The organism is Pseudomonas sp. BF-B-30 (assembly GCF_019956305.1).
GTDB classification, from domain to species: domain Bacteria; phylum Pseudomonadota; class Gammaproteobacteria; order Pseudomonadales; family Pseudomonadaceae; genus Aquipseudomonas; species Aquipseudomonas jessenii.
The window spans coordinates 38,558-56,614 of record NZ_JAHBDG010000083.1 but is presented as its reverse complement, the minus strand read 5'-3'; the positions used below and the strand labels follow the sequence as shown (position 1 = coordinate 56,614).

The 18,057-nt window shown below is 60.0% G+C and carries 18 protein-coding genes and 1 tRNA gene; 5 read left to right on the top strand and 14 right to left on the bottom strand.

Annotated elements, in window-relative coordinates:
• The first annotated feature begins 86 nt into the window (after window positions 1-86).
• Window positions 87-1,091 carry an AraC family transcriptional regulator gene (locus tag KGB29_RS28045; protein ID WP_154910756.1) on the top strand — a complete coding sequence of 335 codons (1,005 nt, stop codon included), beginning with the start codon at window positions 87-89 and terminating at the stop codon, window positions 1,089-1,091.
• A 91-nt stretch (window positions 1,092-1,182) separates the two neighbouring features.
• Here KGB29_RS28045 and KGB29_RS28040 read toward each other — a convergent pair whose 3' ends face one another.
• Window positions 1,183-1,869, bottom strand: coding sequence for a Crp/Fnr family transcriptional regulator (locus KGB29_RS28040; RefSeq protein ID WP_154910758.1), 687 nt, complete (start codon window positions 1,867-1,869; stop codon window positions 1,183-1,185).
• Window positions 1,870-1,952: 83 nt separating this feature from the next.
• On the opposite strand from KGB29_RS28040, the gene KGB29_RS28035 reads away from it, so the two are divergent.
• The gene (locus tag KGB29_RS28035; protein WP_154910759.1) at window positions 1,953-2,477 is read left to right on the top strand and encodes a DUF962 domain-containing protein; all 525 of its coding nucleotides are present in this window, start codon (window positions 1,953-1,955) and stop codon (window positions 2,475-2,477) included.
• Window positions 2,478-2,567: 90 nt separating this feature from the next.
• Here the strand turns inward: KGB29_RS28035 and KGB29_RS28030 are convergent, their stop codons facing one another.
• The 6 genes from KGB29_RS28030 to dibA all read right to left on the bottom strand — a co-directional run bounded on the left by KGB29_RS28030 (window position 2,568) and on the right by dibA (window position 8,907).
• On the bottom strand, window positions 2,568-3,557 hold the full coding sequence (locus KGB29_RS28030; protein ID WP_154910760.1) for a sulfate/molybdate ABC transporter ATP-binding protein: 990 nt from the start codon (window positions 3,555-3,557) through the stop codon (window positions 2,568-2,570).
• Window positions 3,558-3,560: 3 nt separating this feature from the next.
• A complete protein-coding gene (gene cysW, locus KGB29_RS28025; protein WP_007972954.1) occupies window positions 3,561-4,430 on the bottom strand; it encodes a sulfate ABC transporter permease subunit CysW in 870 nt (289 codons plus the stop codon).
• 12 nt (window positions 4,431-4,442) lie between these two features.
• Window positions 4,443-5,261 (bottom strand): sulfate ABC transporter permease subunit CysT, encoded by an 819-nt coding sequence (cysT, locus tag KGB29_RS28020; RefSeq protein ID WP_007972956.1) that lies wholly within the window; start codon window positions 5,259-5,261, stop codon window positions 4,443-4,445.
• 174 nt (window positions 5,262-5,435) lie between these two features.
• Complete coding sequence (locus KGB29_RS28015; RefSeq protein WP_154861283.1) at window positions 5,436-6,449, bottom strand: sulfate ABC transporter substrate-binding protein; 1,014 nt, start codon at window positions 6,447-6,449, stop codon at window positions 5,436-5,438.
• A gap of 68 nt (window positions 6,450-6,517) precedes the next feature.
• A complete protein-coding gene (oscA, locus tag KGB29_RS28010) occupies window positions 6,518-6,700 on the bottom strand; it encodes a sulfur starvation response protein OscA (protein ID WP_056726967.1) in 183 nt (60 codons plus the stop codon).
• A 287-nt stretch (window positions 6,701-6,987) separates the two neighbouring features.
• Entirely contained in the window at window positions 6,988-8,907 is a 1,920-nt protein-coding gene (gene dibA, locus KGB29_RS28005) for a phosphodiesterase DibA (RefSeq protein ID WP_154910761.1), read from the bottom strand.
• A 146-nt stretch (window positions 8,908-9,053) separates the two neighbouring features.
• On the opposite strand from dibA, the gene desA reads away from it, so the two are divergent.
• Window positions 9,054-10,238 carry a delta-9 fatty acid desaturase DesA gene (gene desA / locus KGB29_RS28000; protein WP_154946659.1) on the top strand — a complete coding sequence of 395 codons (1,185 nt, stop codon included), beginning with the start codon at window positions 9,054-9,056 and terminating at the stop codon, window positions 10,236-10,238.
• A 273-nt stretch (window positions 10,239-10,511) separates the two neighbouring features.
• Window positions 10,512-11,501: a GGDEF domain-containing protein gene (locus tag KGB29_RS27995; protein WP_223616503.1), complete on the top strand. Its 990-nt coding sequence runs from the start codon at window positions 10,512-10,514 to the stop codon at window positions 11,499-11,501.
• A gap of 189 nt (window positions 11,502-11,690) precedes the next feature.
• Here the strand turns inward: KGB29_RS27995 and KGB29_RS27990 are convergent, their stop codons facing one another.
• From KGB29_RS27990 to gabD, 3 genes are all read right to left on the bottom strand, one after another.
• Entirely contained in the window at window positions 11,691-12,905 is a 1,215-nt protein-coding gene (locus KGB29_RS27990; protein WP_154910764.1) for a response regulator, read from the bottom strand.
• A gap of 135 nt (window positions 12,906-13,040) precedes the next feature.
• Window positions 13,041-14,318, bottom strand: a complete 1,278-nt coding sequence (gene gabT, locus KGB29_RS27985) for a 4-aminobutyrate--2-oxoglutarate transaminase (protein ID WP_007994487.1) — start codon at window positions 14,316-14,318, stop codon at window positions 13,041-13,043.
• A 184-nt stretch (window positions 14,319-14,502) separates the two neighbouring features.
• The gene (gabD, locus tag KGB29_RS27980) at window positions 14,503-15,945 is read right to left on the bottom strand and encodes an NADP-dependent succinate-semialdehyde dehydrogenase (protein ID WP_154861288.1); all 1,443 of its coding nucleotides are present in this window, start codon (window positions 15,943-15,945) and stop codon (window positions 14,503-14,505) included.
• A 348-nt stretch (window positions 15,946-16,293) separates the two neighbouring features.
• Here gabD and KGB29_RS27975 point away from each other — a divergent pair.
• Window positions 16,294-16,370, top strand: a tRNA-Arg gene (locus tag KGB29_RS27975).
• A 72-nt stretch (window positions 16,371-16,442) separates the two neighbouring features.
• Here the strand turns inward: KGB29_RS27975 and KGB29_RS27970 are convergent.
• Genes KGB29_RS27970 through KGB29_RS27955 form a run of 4 tightly spaced genes read right to left on the bottom strand, consistent with a single transcriptional unit; the run spans window position 16,443 to window position 18,052 of the window.
• Window positions 16,443-16,751, bottom strand: coding sequence for a type II toxin-antitoxin system RelE/ParE family toxin (locus KGB29_RS27970; RefSeq protein WP_154910765.1), 309 nt, complete (start codon window positions 16,749-16,751; stop codon window positions 16,443-16,445).
• Window positions 16,748-17,200, bottom strand: coding sequence for a type II toxin-antitoxin system Phd/YefM family antitoxin (locus KGB29_RS27965; protein ID WP_223473746.1), 453 nt, complete (start codon window positions 17,198-17,200; stop codon window positions 16,748-16,750). The genes KGB29_RS27970 and KGB29_RS27965 overlap by 4 nt, the downstream gene beginning before the upstream one ends.
• Complete coding sequence (locus tag KGB29_RS27960; protein ID WP_223473745.1) at window positions 17,166-17,435, bottom strand: hypothetical protein; 270 nt, start codon at window positions 17,433-17,435, stop codon at window positions 17,166-17,168. The genes KGB29_RS27965 and KGB29_RS27960 overlap by 35 nt, the downstream gene beginning before the upstream one ends.
• A gap of 56 nt (window positions 17,436-17,491) precedes the next feature.
• Window positions 17,492-18,052, bottom strand: coding sequence for a YbhB/YbcL family Raf kinase inhibitor-like protein (locus KGB29_RS27955; RefSeq protein WP_154910767.1), 561 nt, complete (start codon window positions 18,050-18,052; stop codon window positions 17,492-17,494).
• Window positions 18,053-18,057: the final 5 nt, after the last annotated feature.

Genomic DNA, 18,057 nt, shown 5'->3' with positions numbered 1-18,057 from the left:
GTTATTGATGGTTGCATCCTGCCTTGCGAACCCTCGCAACGCGGTAGCCGAGAACGCCAACCTGTTGACCGGAAGCGCCAATCAGCATGACTGAACCGACCTCCCTCGCCAGCTGGACCCGCGCCCTGCGCAAGCAACTCGATGCCCTGGGCATCGACAGCACCGCCTTGTGCCAGCAAGCGGGGCTCGACCCGCAACTGATGGACGACCCGAACGCGCGCTATCCGCTGTCGGGCACCACGCACCTGTGGAATCTGGCGGTGCAGGCCAGCGGTGACCCGGCGATCGGTTTGCGGGTTTCGCGTTTCGTCAGCCCGACCACCTTCCATGCGCTGGGTTATGCGCTGGTAGCCAGCGGCAGCCTGCGGGAAGTGTTCGAGCGCATCGTGCGTTATCACCAGGTGGTCAGTGACGCCCTGGAATTGGAACTGACCCGTGTCGAGGATCGCTACCGTTTCAGCCTGAAAATCCCGGCCGGTAACCCCGCCCCGGCCTTCGAAGCCATCGATGCGTTCATGGCGATTTACGTGCGCACCTGCCGCAATCGCCTGGGTCGCGACTACGCGCCACTGGCGACCTACCTGCGTCGCCCGGAGCCGGCGGACGCGCACCAATGGCATAAAGTCTTCCGCTCGCCCATGAACTTCGGCGCCGACGAAGACCGGTTGGAGTTCGCCCTCGTCGACTTCGACAGCCACCTGGATGACGCCAACCCGGAACTGGCCGAACACAACGAAACCGTGCTCAAACGCACCCTGGCACAACTCAAGCCGCTGACCTGGGAGCGCAAGGTTCGCGATGCCATTGAAGAACAACTGCCCGAAGGCGAACCCAGCGCCGAACACATCGCCAAGGCCCTGCACCTGAGCCTGCGCAGCCTGCAACGGCACCTGGCCGATGAAGGCTGCCGGTTCGACACGTTGCTCAACGAAAGCCGCGAAAACCTCGCGCTGCTGCACCTGCGTGACCCGCAAGTGTCGCTGAGCGAAATCAGTTATCTGCTCGGATTTGCCGACACCAGCAGCTTCAGCCGCGCGTTCAAGCGCTGGACCGGGATGACACCGGGGCAGTTTCGGGATGGGTTGCGGTGATTGATTCTGAAGGTGGGTTGTCTTATCCGGCCTCTTCGCGAGCAAGTCGGATTGCCGCACCGCCGCTCCCACAATGGTTCGGTGTTCACCGTCAGATTGTGGCCAGTGCCCGCAATCGCTCGGCATCGAGGATTTCAATTTCGCCGTAACTCAGCCCGATGATCCCCTGCCCCTGCAGTTCCTTGAGAATCTGGTTGGTGGTCTGGCGCGACAGCGACAGCATTGCGGCAAGCTGCTCCTGGGGCAGTTGCAGGACGCGGCGCGGTGGGGCGGTCTCGCCATAGCCTTCGGCGATCATCAACAAGCGGTGCGCCAGCCGTGCCGGGGCCGGCAACAGGCTCAGTTGTTCGAGGTTGATGAAGGTCATGCGCAATTTCTGGCTCATCAGCAATGCCAGTTGCCGCCAGTGCTGCGGATGCTCATCGAGCAGCGCCAGCAAGGTGTTCTGGGGAATGTGCAGCAGCGTGCACTGGCCCATGCCGTAGGCATCGTGAGTGCGTGGCTGGCCATCGAACAGGCAGATTTCGCCGAACCAGTGCGGCGGCTCCACCAGGCTCAGCAACGCTTCCTTGCCTTGCTCGCTGACGGCACCGACGCGCACCGCGCCTTCAAGCACCGCGTACAGGCCACAGGGTGGATCGCCACGCTTGAACAGCCGCTGCCCCGGCGATAGGCGCCGCAGCTTGGCCGCCGACAGCAGGCTATCCTGTAGGGAAACAGGCAAATGGCTGAACCACTGACCGCTCATCAGGCGTGGACGCCAGACCTGCATATCCATGAAAACTCCTAGAGATTGTCGCCTGGCTGACAGAGCGGGAAATGGCCCCGGGGCATGATCAATCACCCTACAGGAGAACAACAATGAAAAGCCTCGTCGACCACCTCAGTCAATACGCTGCCTACCACCGTGACCCGCGCAACATCGCCTCGCACTTTATCGGCATTCCGCTGATCGTGGTGGCCGTCGCGGTGTTGCTGTCCCGGCCGGAGTGGTCGCTGGGCGGCGTGTGGATGTCACCGGCGGTACTCGTCTCGCTGGCATCGGCGTGGTTTTACCTGCGCCTGGAGTTGCGCCTGGGCGTGTTGATGACCGTGTTGCTCGGGCTGTCCGTGTGGGCCGGTCATGCGCTGGCGCAGCAAAGCACGCTGGTCTGGCTGGGCAGCGGCGTAGCGATGTTCGTGATCGGTTGGGCGATTCAGTTTGTCGGCCATCACTACGAAGGGCGCAAACCGGCGTTCGTCGATGATGTGACGGGGTTGATTGTCGGGCCGTTGTTTGTGGTGGCCGAACTGGCGTTCATGCTGGGGATGCGGCATGACCTGAAAGAGCAGATCGAGGCGCGGGCGGGAGGTGTGCGGGTCAATCCGAAGCGTGCTGCTGTCTAGATCGTAATCGCGAGCAAGCTCGCTCCCACAGAGGATCTATGGTGCACATAGACCCCCTGTGGGAGCGGGCTTGCTCGCGAAGCTTTTGCTTTAGATGTTGGCGACCTTCTGCCAGACCTTCGGCTTGAAGAACAGCGTCTCGCCTTTTGCCAAACCAACCAGACTGTCGTGATCCTTGACCACTTCGGCCTCGATCAGATCGCTCTGCCCTTCAACCTTAAGCGTCACCCGCGTTGTCGCGCCCAGCGGACGAATGTCCCGCACTTCCGCCGCGTGGTGGTCTTCCAGTTCATGGCGTGACAGCGACACCTCGTGCGGGCGGAACAGCACGTGCCTGTCTTCGCCCAGGTGCAGACGGTTCGAATCACCGAGGAAGTGATAGACGAAATCGCTGGCCGGGTTTTCGTAGACGTCGCCCGGTGAGCCGATCTGCTCGATCACACCCTTGTTCATCACCACGATACGGTCGGCGACTTCCATCGCTTCTTCCTGGTCGTGGGTGACGAACACCGAGGTCAGGTTGATGTCTTCGTGCAGGCGCGCCAACCAGCGACGCAGCTCTTTACGGACCTTGGCGTCGAGGGCGCCGAAAGGTTCGTCGAGCAGCAGCACTTTTGGCTCCACCGCCAGCGCTCGGGCCAGGGCAATGCGCTGACGCTGTCCGCCGGAGAGTTGTTCCGGATAGCGATCCGACAGCCAGTCCAGTTGCACCATGTTCAGCAGTTCGTGGACTTTGGTTGCGATCTGGCTTTCGCTCGGGCGCTGGTTCTTCGGCTTCATGCGCAGGCCGAACGCGACGTTGTCGAACACCGTCATGTGGCGGAACAAGGCGTAGTGCTGGAACACGAAACCGACGTTGCGATCACGCACGTCATGCCCGGAAACGTCTTCACCGTGGAACACGATGTTGCCCTGGTCCGGAGTTTCCAGGCCGGCGATGATCCGCAGCAGCGTGGTCTTGCCGCAGCCCGACGGACCGAGCAACGCGACGAGCTCGCCGCTCTGGATATCCAGGCTGATGTTGTCCAGCGCCTTGAACGCGTGGAAGTTCTTGCTGACATTACGCACTTCGATCGACATGAATTATTCCTCCGCGGCGCTGGCGCGCAGGCGGTTAATACGGTTTTCGCTCCACTGCTTGAGCAGCAGGATGAAGAGCGCCAGGATCAGCAACAGGCTCGCCACGGCGAACGCGGCCACGTGGTTGTATTCGTTGTAGAGGATCTCAACGTGCAACGGCAGGGTGTTGGTCACCCCGCGAATGTGCCCGGAAACCACCGACACCGCACCGAACTCCCCCATGGCCCGCGCGGTACACAACACCACGCCGTAGATCAGGCCCCATTTGATGTTGGGCACGGTGACGTGCCAGAACATCTGCCAGCCGTTGGCCCCGAGCAGGCGCGCGGCCTCCTCTTCCTGGGTACCTTGCTCCTGCATCAGCGGGATCAGTTCACGGGCCACGAACGGCACGGTGACGAAGATCGTCGCCAGCACGATGCCCGGCAGGGCGAAGACGATCTGGATGTCGTGGTCCTGCAACCATGGACCGAACAGGCCTTGGGCGCCGAACATCAGCACATAGACCAGACCAGCGATCACCGGCGACACCGAGAACGGCAGGTCGATCAGTGTCACCAGCATGCTCTTGCCACGGAACGAGTACTTGCTCACGCACCACGCGGCACTGACACCAAACACCAGGTTCAGCGGCACCGAAATCAACACGGCGATGACCGTGAGTTTCAGGGCCGACAGCGCGTCCGGCTCAAAGATCGCGGTGAAGAACGCACCGAGGCCGAGCTTCAGGCCTTGGGACACCACGATGAACAGCGGCAGCAACAGGAACAGCGCAAAAATCAGCCAGCCAAGGCCGATCAGGATTCGCCGCGAGGTCGCACTGCCACGGCGGGCAGCGTTCGAGGAAGCGGCAGCAATAGACGATTGGGACATGGGTGCGCCTCCTTATGGGGTTTCGATGCGCCGCTGCAACAAGTTGATCAGCAGCAACAGGACGAAGGAAACCACCAGCATCAGTACACCAATGGAGGTAGCACCGGTGTAATCGTATTGGTCGAGCTTGACCATGATCAGCAGCGGCAGAATCTCGGTTTTCATCGGCATGTTGCCCGCGATGAAAATCACCGAACCGTACTCGCCGACCCCGCGGGCAAAGGCCAAAGCGAAACCGGTAAGCCATGCCGGAAGCAGTGCCGGCAGCAGGATATGGCGGAAAACCTGCAAGGGTTTTGCACCCAGGCACGCCGCCGCTTCCTCGACTTCACGAGGAATATCCGCCAATACTGGCTGTACGGTACGTACTACGAATGGAAGTGTCACAAAAGTGAGGGCAAGGGTGATGCCCAGAGGGGTGTAGGCGATCTTGAAACCCAGATCCGCCGCAAACTGACCGACCAGACCGGTAGGGGTGTACAACGCCGTCAGCGCAATACCGGCCACCGCCGTGGGCAATGCGAACGGCAAGTCGATCATTGCATCGATCACTTTTCGCCCTGGGAAGGTATAGCGCACTAATACCCAGGCCAGCAGCGTGCCGATGATGCCGTTGATGATCGCGGCACACAGGGCGGTGCCGAAGCTGAGCTTCAACGCGGCCAGCACCCGTGGCGCCGAGATGATTGCCCAGAACTGATCCCAGGTGAGTTGAGCGGCATGCACGAACATTGCCGCCAGTGGTATGAGCACAATCAGGCTGAGGTACACCAAGGTGTAGCCCAGCGTCAGCCCGAAGCCGGGTATGACGGGGGAGATACGACGCGACATAAAAGTCCTTGGTTAAAAAGCGATCCGCTAAACGCATCAATGTGGGAGCGGGCTTGCTCGCGAAGAGGCCATATCAGTCAACATTTACGTCGCCTGACACACCGCCTTCGCGAGCAAGCCCGCTCCCACAGTTACGAGCCCAGGCATCAGGCTCGTTGCGTGGCTTGAGTCAGATTACTGCGCCTGGTAGATCTGGTCGAACACGCCCCCATCATTGAAGAATTTCGGCTGTGCGACTTTCCAGCCGCCGAAATCCTTGTCGATGCTCACCAGCTCCAGTTTCGGGAACTGCTGGGCGTATTTGGCGGCCACGTCCTTGTCACGTGGACGATAGAAGTTCTTCGCCGCGATTTCCTGGCCGGCCGGGCTGTACAGGTACTTGAGGTAGGCTTCGGCGATCTGCCCGTTGCCCTTTTTCTCGGCATTTTTGTCGACTACCGCCACCGGCGGCTCAGCGAGGATCGACAGCGAAGGCACGACGATGTCGAACTTGTCGGCACCACCCTCTTCTTTCAGGGCCAGGAAGGCTTCGTTTTCCCAGGCCAGCAATACGTCGCCCTGACCGTTGTTGACGAAGGTAATGGTCGAGCCGCGGGCGCCGGTATCCAGCACTGGCACGTGCTTGAACAGGGTTTGCACGTATTCCTTGGCCTTGGCTTCGTCGCCGCCATTGGCTTTCAGGCCATAGGCCCAGGCCGCGAGGAAGTTCCAGCGCGCACCGCCGGAGGTCTTCGGATTCGGTGTGATCACCGAGACATCATTCTTGACCAGGTCGCCCCAGTCCTTGATGCCTTTAGGGTTGCCCTTGCGCACCAGGAACACGATGGTCGAGGTGTAAGGCGTGCTGGCGTCCGGCAGGCGTTTTTGCCAGTCCGCCGGCAGGGACTTGCCAAGCTTGGCGATTTCGTCGATATCGCCGGCCAGGGCCAGGGTCACGACGTCGGCACGCAGGCCATCGATCACCGCCCGACCCTGCTTGCCCGAACCGCCGTGGGATTGCTGGATTTTCACGGAGTCACCGGCGTGGTCCTTTTGCCAGAACTTGATGAATTCGGCGTTGTAGTCCTGATACAGCTCGCGGGTCGGGTCGTATGACACGTTGAGCAGCTCATAGTCCTTGGCAACGGCGGAACCGGCAAAAAGGGCGCTGGCCAGGGCGGCCAAAGCGAAATGACGAATCGACGACATGGTGAAAGCTCCTGGAATTCTTGGTTTGTTGGCTTTTTCTTATGGGATATCGCGTTGCCTGATTCGCCTCAGCCCGACTTGTTGCCCGGCTGCTGCAAACGGAATTTTTCTTTGCGTTCGATCTGCACCACCTGGGCGTTGTGCACAGTGATTTCCACGGCGCCAAAGCGCAGATCGCGCAGGGCACTCTGGATTTCACGCAGGATGGTGGCTTCGTCTTGACCGTCGACGCTACGCAGGGATGCGCTCATATTGCTGCTCCTTCAACTGAGAGGTTGCCTCGCAGTGTCGGCACTGCTTGCGGCTTGAGAGCAATACTAGAGAGGTGTAGATATTCTTAAAAAGACTATTTAAGAATGTTTATATAACCAGAAGAGATTAACTGTGGAGACAAGAGCTTGAGGTGAATCACCCTCTTTCAGGCACACCAAAAAAACCTGTGGGAGCGAGCTTGCTCGCGATGAGGGAGTGTCAGCCACCAGAAATGTCGACTGATATTCCGCTATCGCGAGCAAGCTCGCTCCCACAGGTTTTGCTCCTACACGATCACCGGCTCATGCATCCAGTCAAGCTGCTCCGCCGGTACCGGCCGCCCGAACCAGTAGCCCTGACCCAGATCGCAATCGTGCTCGAGCAGAAATTCCGCCTGCTCAGCCTGCTCGATCCCCTCGGCATGGACCTGCATGCCCATGCTCTGGGCCAGCGCAATGATCACCCGCGAGATCGCCGCATCATCCTCATCCCACGGCAACCCGGCGACGAAGCCCTGGTCGATTTTCAACTTCTGCACCGGCAGACGCTTGAGCCGCAGCAGCGATGAGTAACCCGTGCCGAAGTCGTCGATGGCCAGGCGCACACCCAGCTCGCGCAGGCGATGCATCTGCTCCAGCGCGACTTCCGGGTCTTCCATCACCGCGCTTTCAGTGACTTCCAGCTCGAGAAACGCCGGCTCCAGCCCGGTTTCGCGCAGGACCTGCGCCACCTGCTGATACAGCTCACGACGGGCGAACAGACGCGAAGAAACGTTGACCGCGACGAACGACAGCACCACCCCGTCCTGCTGCCACTGGCACATCTGCCGACACGCCTGCGCCATGACCCAGGTGTCGATTTCTGCAATCAGACCGGTTCGTTCGGCGACCGGAATGAATTCCGCCGGCGACACCAGGCCCCGCTGCGAGTGCTGCCAACGCACCAGCGCCTCGACGCCGATCAGGCGACGGCTCTTGAGGTCGTGAACCGGCTGGTAATAGACCCGCAGCTCTTGTCGGTCCAGGGCGCGGCGCAATTCGAAGGCGATCTCGAGCCGTTGCTGGGCGTGGGCCGTCAGCTCTTCGGTGTACAGGGCATAATCATTGCGCCCCGCGCTCTTGGCCTTGAACAGTGCAGAGTCGCCATTGCGCAGCAGTTGCTCGACGCTCAGCGCATCGCTGGGGAACAGGCTGATGCCGATGCTGGTGTTTATGGACAGCAGGTGCCCATCAATAAGGAACGGGTCTTTAAGACCATCGATGATCCGCTGGGCCAACGCAGCGGCCTGAATCAGTTGCGGACAGCTTTCGGCAAGTATGGCGAACTCATCCCCGCCCAACCGCGCCAGGGTGACGCCCGGACCGAACATGGCCCCCAGGCGCTCGGCCACAGCCTTGAGCAACTGGTCGCCAATGGTATGCCCGAGGCTGTCGTTGATCATCTTGAAGTGATCGAGATCGACCATCAGCAGCGCGCAGCCACGCTTATGGACCTGTGCCGAGGCCAGGGCCTGTTCGGCGCGATCGATGAACAGCAGGCGGTTCGGCAGATCGGTCAGCGGATCGTGGTGCGCCAGGTGCATCAGTTCGTGTTCTGAATTCTTGATTGCGCTGATGTCGGAAAACACCGCCACATATTGGCTCGGCTGGCCGTAGTCGTCGTGGATCAGGCGGATCGTTTGCCATTGCGGGTAAATCTCGCCGCTTTTGCGCCGGTTCCAGATTTCTCCACTCCACTCCCCGACACTGGCGAGCGTGGCAAACATCACCTGATAGAACTCAGGAGAGTGTCGCCCGGACTTGAACAGGTTGGGCCGCTGCCCCAGCACGTCCTCACACCCGTAACCGGTGATTTCCATGAATGCCCGGTTCACATGGACGATCAGACCTTCCCGATTGGTGACCAGCACGCCTTCGCGGGTGCAGTCGAACACGGCTGCCGCCTGGCGCAAGCGCATGCGGTCGGCATCGCGCTCACGCAGTTTGGCGCCGATACCCAGACACCGCAGCAGCCGCGCCCGAGCAATGAAGATCATCCCGGCACTGAACAGCACCCAGACATAACCGTTGATCAGTTGCCATCGCAATCGCTCGGCAGAGCTATCGAAGAAACTGTTTAATAAATAGCCACTGATCTGCAGCCAAGCCACAGAAAGCAGCAGATAGAGCAGCGCTGCACACAAGGCATCGCGATAGGTGGCAGACATCCGGCGATCCATGTCCCTACAAAAAGGTTGGAATTATAGTTTAAAGACACATCCAGCCACTCTTATCTGAAAGGGTGACTGGTTTTCTGTGTGGGCTTAGTGATAATGCAACGGCTGTTTTTTCTTTATCGAGGGCCCTACAGCCTATGTGGTACGAAGGTTTTCTTGGCTTGTCGCCCTGGTCGCTGGTAGCAGTCACCCTGCTGATGACCCACGTCACGATCATCGCCGTCACGGTCTATCTGCATCGTTACTCGGCCCATCGCTCCCTGGAGCTGAATGCCGGCCTGAAGCATTTCTTCCGTTTCTGGCTGTGGCTGACCACGGCGCAGAACACCCGCGAGTGGACCGCCATCCACCGCAAGCATCACGCCAAATGCGAAACCGTCGATGACCCGCACAGCCCGGTCATCAAGGGTTTGTCCACAGTGCTGCGCAAAGGCGCCGAGCTGTACCGCGCCGAAGCGGAAAACCCCGAGACGCTGCGCATCTACGGCAAGAACTGCCCCGAAGACTGGATCGAGCGCAACCTCTACAGCCGCTTCCCGCTGCTGGGCATCGCGATCATGGGCGTTATCGACCTGCTGCTGTTCGGCACCATCGGCATCACCATCTGGGCCATCCAGATGATGTGGATCCCGGTGTGGGCCGCCGGCGTAGTCAATGGCCTGGGCCATGCCATCGGCTACCGCAACTTCGAATGCCGCGATGCGGCGACCAATCTGGTGCCTTGGGGCATCCTGATTGGCGGCGAAGAGCTGCATAACAACCATCACACCTACCCTAACTCGGCAAAACTGTCGGTGAAGAAGTGGGAATTCGACCTGGGCTGGGCGTGGATTCAAGTCTTCAGCTTCCTGCGCCTGGCCAAGGTTCAACGGGTTGCGCCGATTGCCCACCGCGTCGAAGGCAAGGGCAACCTGGACATGGACACCGCCATGGCGATCCTCAACAACCGCTTCCAGATCATGGCCCAGTACCGCAAATTGGTGATCGGCCCGCTGGTCAAGCAAGAGCTGGAAAAGGTCGATCACTCGGTACGTCACCAGTTCCACCGGGCCAAACGCCTGCTTTCGCGGGAGACCAGTCTGCTGGATGACAAACACCATGTACGCATCCAGAACATGCTCGAGCACAGCCAGGCACTGAAGATAATTTACGAGAAACGCCTGGCTCTGCAGCAGATCTGGGTCAAGACCAGCTCAAATGGCCACGACATGCTGGCGGCCATCAAGGACTGGGTACACGAAGCCGAAGCCAGCGGGATTCAATCCCTGCGCGACTTCGCCGATCAGTTGAAGACCTACTCCCTGCGCCCTGCCGCCGTCTGAAAAAACCTGTGGGAGCGGGCTTGCTCGCGAAGGCGGTGAGTCAGTCGACATCTTCATTGACTGGCCCACCGCCTTCGCGAGCAAGCCCGCTCCCACATTGATTTGTGACTGCAAAAATCCGTCTCCCCTACCGCCCGGCGGGAGCAGGCTCCCTCGCCACACAAGGCGGGAACTTCATCTAAAAAGCCCTATCTCAAAGACACTTCGCCATTCCCGGCAGGCTTGGTGTTGGCCGCTATCGAACGCGCGGCATGCCCTTTGAGATTTGTGTCGATGACCCCAAAAAACCTGCAAGACTCATCTCCGTCCCATTGGCCCGAGGCCGCGCAGCCCCTGATAGCGCTGATGCACGCCCAACGCGAAGTCGCACGCCTGAGCGAACGCGAACAGTTGTTCAGCACCTTGCTGATGAGCGTCAATGCAGTGCTGTGGGCATTCGATTGGGAAACCCGCAAGGTGCTTTACGTCAGCCCCGCCTATGAACGGATCTTTGGCCGTTCGGCCGATCTACTGCTGGCCGACTGCAATCAATGGTGCGACAGCATTCACCCTGACGACCTGGACTATGCCGAACGCAGCCTTGCCGAAGTACTGGACAAAGGCGCCGTCGAAGACCGCGAGTATCGAGTCATCGCCGCCGAGGGCCAGGTGCGCTGGCTAAGCGACAAATGCTACATCAACCGCCAGCCCGAGCCGGGGCAACCGGTGATCATCGTCGGCATCGCCGAAGACATCACCGACAAGAAGCAGATGGAAACCGAGCTGCATCGCCTGGCTACCATCGATGCGCTGACCCAGAGCAGCAACCGCCGTCATTTCTTCGAATGCGCCCACCGCGCGTTCGCACACACCCGGCAACAGGGCGAGCCGCTGTCGTTTCTGATGCTGGACATTGATAACTTCAAGACGATCAACGACACCTACGGTCACCAGGAAGGCGACAACGTGTTGCAGCGCATTGCCGAAAGCGGCCGCGCAGCGTTGCGTCGTGGCGACCTGTTCGGGCGTATTGGCGGTGAGGAGTTTGCAGCGGTGTTTCCCGGCTGTACACCGCAAATGGCCCTGCAAGTGGCTGAACGCCTGCAACGGCAGATTCAGCAATTGAGTTTCAACCATGAGGGCCAGATGTTCGGCATCACCGTCAGCCAGGGCCTGACCAGCCTGACCGCCGCGGACGAAAACGTGGAAAACCTGTTTTCCCGGGCAGATGCCGCGATGTACCAGGCCAAGCGCGAGGGAAAGAACCGGATTGTGACGGGCTGAGATTTCGTTGGCACCACCGGATACCTGTGGCGAGGGGGCTTGCCCCCGTTCGGTTGCGCAGCAGCCGTAAACCAGCGAATGCGGTTGTCCTGACAATGCTGGAACACCAAATGCAGGACTGCTTCGCAGCCCAACGGGGGCAAGCCCCCTCGCCACAAAAGCTCGCTCCCACAGGGGTTGGTGGTGTGCTTACTTTTTGCGCAAACGCATCAACTCCGGCAGGCCGATCTTGAGCAACCTCGCCGTCCGGCTCTTCGCCAGCGCCTCGATGCCCTCATGCTCGGTCAAGCGCGCCATCTGCGCCGCCATGTTCATCACCAGTGCTTCGCGCGAGTAAACCCCGCCACCGAGCTGATAGGCCGCCGCAATCAGTTCGCGCAACTCCAGTGGCAGACGCCAGCGCGTGCGCAGGGCCGAGCCATAGGCCGCGCCAAATTCAACCAGCGCTTCGCCCACTTCCTCCTGCTCGTCCAGTTCGCCACCGGCCTGTTTCCATTCCTGCAAACACCGCAGCAACGCCAGATCGCCGAGACGATGCAACATGCCGGCGCAATAGCAGCGCTCCTGATCCAGATCGAGCAAGCGCGCCAGGGTTCTCGCGTATTCGGCGGTGTGCAGGGACAGATCCCAGTAACGCTCGGCATAGTCGGCCAATTGCGGATCGCTGAGCCGGGCACTGCGCTTGAGCGCCAACCCGAGAATCAGGTTCATGCTCTGCCCGGTGCCCAGGCGATGCAGCGCCTGGGACAGGGTTTGCACAGCGGTGCCGTGGTGCTGGGCCGCGCTGTTGGCAGCGGCGATCAGCACAGCGGTAACCTGCGGATCGGTGCGGATTTCGTCTTCCAGCACCGTCAAATCGAGGCCATTGGGATTGAGGCTGCGTTTGACCGCCACTTGCACGTCGGTCATCAGCGGCGCACCGTCAGCCAATTCCCGTCGACGCTCCAGAAACACCGACAACGTCATGCCCGGTGCCAGCGACGGCACTTCGCACGAGACTTCTTCGCCAGCGTTCAGCAGCAGCCCCTGCAACCGATGGGTCAGGCTTTCCATATTCAGGGGTTTGGTCAGGTACGCGGCCGGCGCCAGCGGCAAGGCCTCGCGCACGCTGGCACTGTCGTTGCGACTGCTCATCAGAATGAACGGCATGGGCGGATTGCGTTTGCGCTGGCGGATGCTGCGCAGGACATTCAGGCCATCGACGCCGGGCAACTCCCAGTCGGCGATCACCAGGTCATAGGGGTTGGCAGCCAATAGCTCCAGCGCTTGCTGACCATCGGCGCACAAATCCAGCCGCGCATCGCAGCGTACGTTCAACAACACTTCCTTAAGCAAATCCCGGGACCAGGGGTCGGCCTCGGCGATCAGGACTCTTGGAACGGCGGGTAAAATGACGGTTGTCATACAGCTCTCCCTGGCAATGCGCAAACCTTAGCCAATGCTGGCCATCCGATACAGCGCTAATGGGCGGGATGTGTTTCAAGGGGCATGAAAAAACCCGCCGAAGCGGGTTTTTTGTGGATCAGGTCACACAGGGGATCAGAGTTCGGAGAAGCACTCTTCGATGATCGCCAGACCTTTGTCCAGTTGCTCGTCCGGCGAGGTCAGCGGTACCAGGACGCGCAGAACGTTACCGTAGGTGCCGCAGGACAGCAGGATCAGACCCTTGTCGCGAGCCTTGGCCACAACGGACGCCACGGCTGCAGCGTTCGGCTTGTGGCTGTCGCCGTTTTCGAACAGCTCGACCGCGATCATCGCGCCCAGGGCACGGACTTCACCGATCACCGGGTACTTGGCCTGGATGGCCTTCAGGCCGGTTACCAGACGCTCGCCAACAGCCTTGCAACGATCCAGCAGGTGTTCTTCTTCGAACACTTCCATCACGGCCAGGGCCGCGGCGCAAGCGATCGGGCTACCGGCGTAGGTGCCGCCCAGGCCGCCTGGAGCAATGGCGTCCATGTATTCGGCCTTGCCGCACACACCGGCCAGCGGGAAGCCGCCAGCGATGGATTTGGCGAAGGTGGTCAGGTCGGCAGCAACGCCCATCTGTTCCATCGCGAAGAATGTGCCGGTACGGCCAGCGCCAGTCTGTACTTCGTCAGCGATCAGCAGGATGCCGTGCTGGTCGCACAGGGCACGCAGACGCTTCATGAATTCTTTCGGCGCGACGTAGAAACCACCTTCGCCCTGAACCGGCTCGATGATGATCGCAGCGATGTCTTTCGGCTCGGCGTCGTTCTTGAAGATGCGTTCGATGGAAGCGATCGAATCGTCGATGCTCACGCCGTGCAGTTCGTTCGGGTACAGCGCGCGGAAGATGCCGCCTGGCATCAGGCCCATGCCGGCCGAGTAAGGCACGACTTTACCGGTCAGGCCCAGGGTCATCATGGTGCGACCGTGGTAGGCGCCGGTGAAGGCGATCACGCCGGCACGGCCAGTGGCGGCACGGGCGATCTTGATGGAGTTTTCCACGGCTTCGGAGCCGGTGGTCACCAGCAGGGTTTTCTTGTCGAAATCACCTGGGACCTTGGCGTTGATTTTTTCGCACACTTCCACGTACGGCTCGTAGGCCAGTACCTGGAAGCAGGTGTGGGTCAGCTTGTTCAACTGCTCGGTCACGGCGGCGATGACTTTCGGGTGCACGTGGCCGGTGTTCAGTACGGCGATACCGCCGGCGAAGTCGATGAATTCACGACCTTCAACGTCGGTTACGGTCGCGTTCTTCGCGGAATCGGCGAAGATCGGGTGAATCTGGCCAACACCACGTGGAACAGCAGCGGTACGGCGGGCCATCAAAGAAGCGTTAGTCTTGCTCATACATTCCTCATTCACCGCTCATCGGGCGGCGTGGTTCAAGGATAAAGCGACGGGGAGCAACGGCGGCAGCATGCGATGATCGACTGCCACTGCGTTCCCGGCCACCGAGAAAATTCCGGTTTGAAGCGGCGCAAAGGGACAGCGCTCTCGTGCCCTTTGCGCTTGAAGCAATGCTCTTCCGGGGTTAGATGCCCAGGCAGAGGTATTTGATTTCCAGGTAATCTTCGATGCCGTACTTGGAGCCTTCACGGCCCAGGCCCGAGGCCTTGATGCCGCCGAACGGCGCGACTTCGTTGGAGATCAACCCGGTGTTGACGCCGACCATGCCGTATTCCAAGGCTTCAGCCACACGGAACACACGGCCCAGATCACGAGCATAGAAGTACGAGGCCAGACCGAACTCGGTGTCGTTGGACATCGCAATCACGTCGGCTTCGTCTTTGAAGCGGAACAGCGGAGCCAATGGACCGAAGGTTTCTTCCTTGGCCACGGCAGCGTTATTCGGCACGTTGGTCAGGATGGTCGGCTCGAAGAAGTTGCCTTCCATCGACTTGCCGCCGGACAGCACGGTGGCGCCTTTGGAAACGGCGTCAGCGATGTGCTCTTGCACCTTGGCCACGGCTTTTTCGTCGATCAGCGGGCCAGTGGTAGTGCCGTCTTCCAGACCGTTGCCGATCTTGAGCTTGGCAACAGCCACTTTCAGCTTCTCGGCGAACGCGTCGTAGACCGAATCCTGAATGTACAGGCGGTTGGCGCAGACGCAGGTCTGACCGTTGTTGCGATACTTGGAAATGATCGCGCCTTCGACGGCCTTATCCAGGTCCGCGTCGTCGAACACGATGAACGGCGCGTTGCCACCCAGCTCCAGGGACACTTTCTTGATGTCCTTGGCGCATTCCGACATCAGTTGACGACCGATTTCGGTCGAACCGGTGAAGGACAGCTTGCGCACGATCGGGTTGCTGGTCAGCTCGCTGCCGATGTCGCCGGCGCTGCCGGAAACAACGCTGAACACGCCAGCCGGGATTCCGGCACGCTGGGCCAGTTCGGCCAGGGCGAATGCAGAGAACGGAGTTTGCGAAGCAGGTTTGAGCACCATGGTGCAACCGGCGGCCAGGGCTGGACCGGCTTTACGGGTGATCATCGCGGCCGGGAAGTTCCACGGGGTGATCGCAGCGGTCACGCCGATTGGCTGCTTGATCACGATCAGGCGCTTGTCTGGCTGGTGGCCCGGAATCACGTCACCGTAGATGCGCTTGGCTTCTTCGGCGAACCACTCGATAAAGGAAGCGGCGTAAACGATTTCGCCCTTGGCTTCGGCCAATGGCTTGCCTTGTTCCAGGGTCATCAGGCGCGCCAGGTCTTCCTGGTTCTCGATGATCAGCTCGTACCAGCGACGCAGCTTGGTCGCACGTTCTTTGGCGGTCAGTGCACGCCAGGCCGGCAGCGCTTTGTCAGCAGCTTCGATCGCACGGCGGGTTTCGGCAGCGCCCATTTTCGGCACGGTGCCCAGAATTTCGCCCGTTGCCGGGTTGTTGACCTTGATCGTCTGACCATTGTCCGCATCGACCCACGCGCCATCGATGAAGGCTTGCTGGCGGAACAACTGGGTGTCTTTAAGCTGCATGTCGGCTTTCCTTAACAGCACCGCAAAGAATGCGGAGCAAATTATGATTGTAGAAAGGCGCCTCGATAGGCTGCCGTCAGGGAAATCATTCACCGGGCTGAAGCACATAAATAGCGCACTGATTGAACTCGTGCGGTTCAGCACCCAGACAAGAGCGTTTGAAATCTCAAACGAATCCTAGGATCAAAGGGGGTAAAGGACAATAGCCTGTTCGAAAAAAAGAACGAAAACGACGCTTTTGCCCATTTTTTCTGATCAACGTAGCAACCGCGCGTTACAGCTTCAAAAAACACAGGCGATTCAGCAGCATGGACGCCTTCAACGCATATGAGTATCATGGCGCCCGCTGCACCAGTAGCTCAGCTGGATAGAGTACTGCCCTCCGAAGGCAGGGGTCGTGGGTTCGAATCCCGCCTGGTGCACCATACCGCTGTTACAAGAAAGCCTCGGGCCTTATGGGTCTGGGGCTTTTTTGTGGGTGATTGCAAGCTTCGCGCCTAATGATCAATGCTGTTTTTTTCAAACAGCCGGCCAATGTCTCTCGCGCTATGCAGCACGCGTTCGACCTTGATCTCGTCGTCCGCCAAACAGTAGAAGATCAGATATCGGCCATGGGGAAGCATTCGCAATCCCTTGGCGCAATCGTCTCTTGAAACACCCAGATTCGGTTGTTCGATTAATCGCGCGCACTGCATGCGTAGCTCGCCCACAAACGTCCGGGCCCGTTCAGGATTGTCCAGGGCGATAAAACGAGCGACTTGCAGCAGATCGTCCCGTGCCAATGCAGAGAAAAGCACTTGCCTCATGGACGGTGTTGCTCTGCTTCTACCTCATCAATCAGCGCATCAAGCTCGGCAAACATTGTATCGGCAGCGACGGCCGGACGCGGATCGTTGCGGCTCGCCACAATGGCTTCACGAAGTTCGGCAGCGTGCAGCCGATCCAGCAGCTGTTGATAGGCCGCGTGCGGTAAAAGATAGGCGGCTGGACGGTTGTGGTTGAGCACGGCAACAGGCTCGGAACCGGCTTGCTCGATTACAGTACTCGGGCTGCGCTTGAGCTCGGTGATGCTGACCGAACGACTTGCAAGTAGCTGCTCCATGGCGGCTCCAAAGGTACGTAAAAAAGTACCTGATAGTGTGCCATTTTCAGCATGGGGGTCAACGAGTCTCCGACCGGTGCTGTCCTGGCCCACAAAAAAACCGCCGAAGCGGTTTTTTTCATTCTGTAGTCCAGTCGAATTCGTCGTACTCATCATCGTCCTCGTCGTCCTCGAAAAACTCCTCTTCAAGGTCGTCGTCTTCAACAACATCCTTTTCCGGCTGATTCAGCAGAAAATCCTTGCGACTCTCGGTAATCGCTCGCCGCAGTTCTTCACCCTTTTGCGGGCAGTTGAGCATTTGGGCGATGCGGTCGATCTTTTTTGCCACGGCATCCTCCAACGCATCGGCTATAGCCTGATAGTGCGCGCTTTCGGGGGTGGATGCCAAATCCCCGGAATGCCGCGCACTTCAGTTTTCTGCAAATCCGCTGGGGCGATCAGCCTTTAGCGGTGATAGCGCCGCACCACGCTACTGTTTTTCAGGACGTGGCCTTTGATTTTTTCCAGCAGCTGCGCACGGGTCAGGCCGGCGGGCAAGGCGTCCGGGGGCAGGTCCAGGGCGTAGATCTGGATGATGTAGTGGTGCGCGCTGTCGCCAACGGGCGGGCAAGGGCCGACATAGCCGGTGGTTGCCTTGCTGTTGGTACCGGCGACGCCCTCGAGGCCGGGTTTGCTCCCGGCGCCGGCCGGGATCTGGTGGGTGCCGGCCTTGATGCCGTAATGCACCCACTGATCGATGCCCTGGCCCTGCTGGCCGTCAGGGTCGTGCATGACGATGGCGTAGCTTTGGGTGGCTGCCGGGCCGGCGTTCCAGTTCAATGCCGGGGAAATGTTATGCCCGCCACAGCCCGCGGAGTCGCTGGCGGCGGCCGACGTGAACAGGCGGTCATCGGAGACTCCAGGAATGTTCAGGGTGAAACGTTCCTGGGCCTGCGCCGGGAACTGCACGCAAAGGGCGACTGCCAAGGCCGCAAGCCAAGGTTTCATTGAGGTCAATCGGGGCATACCGG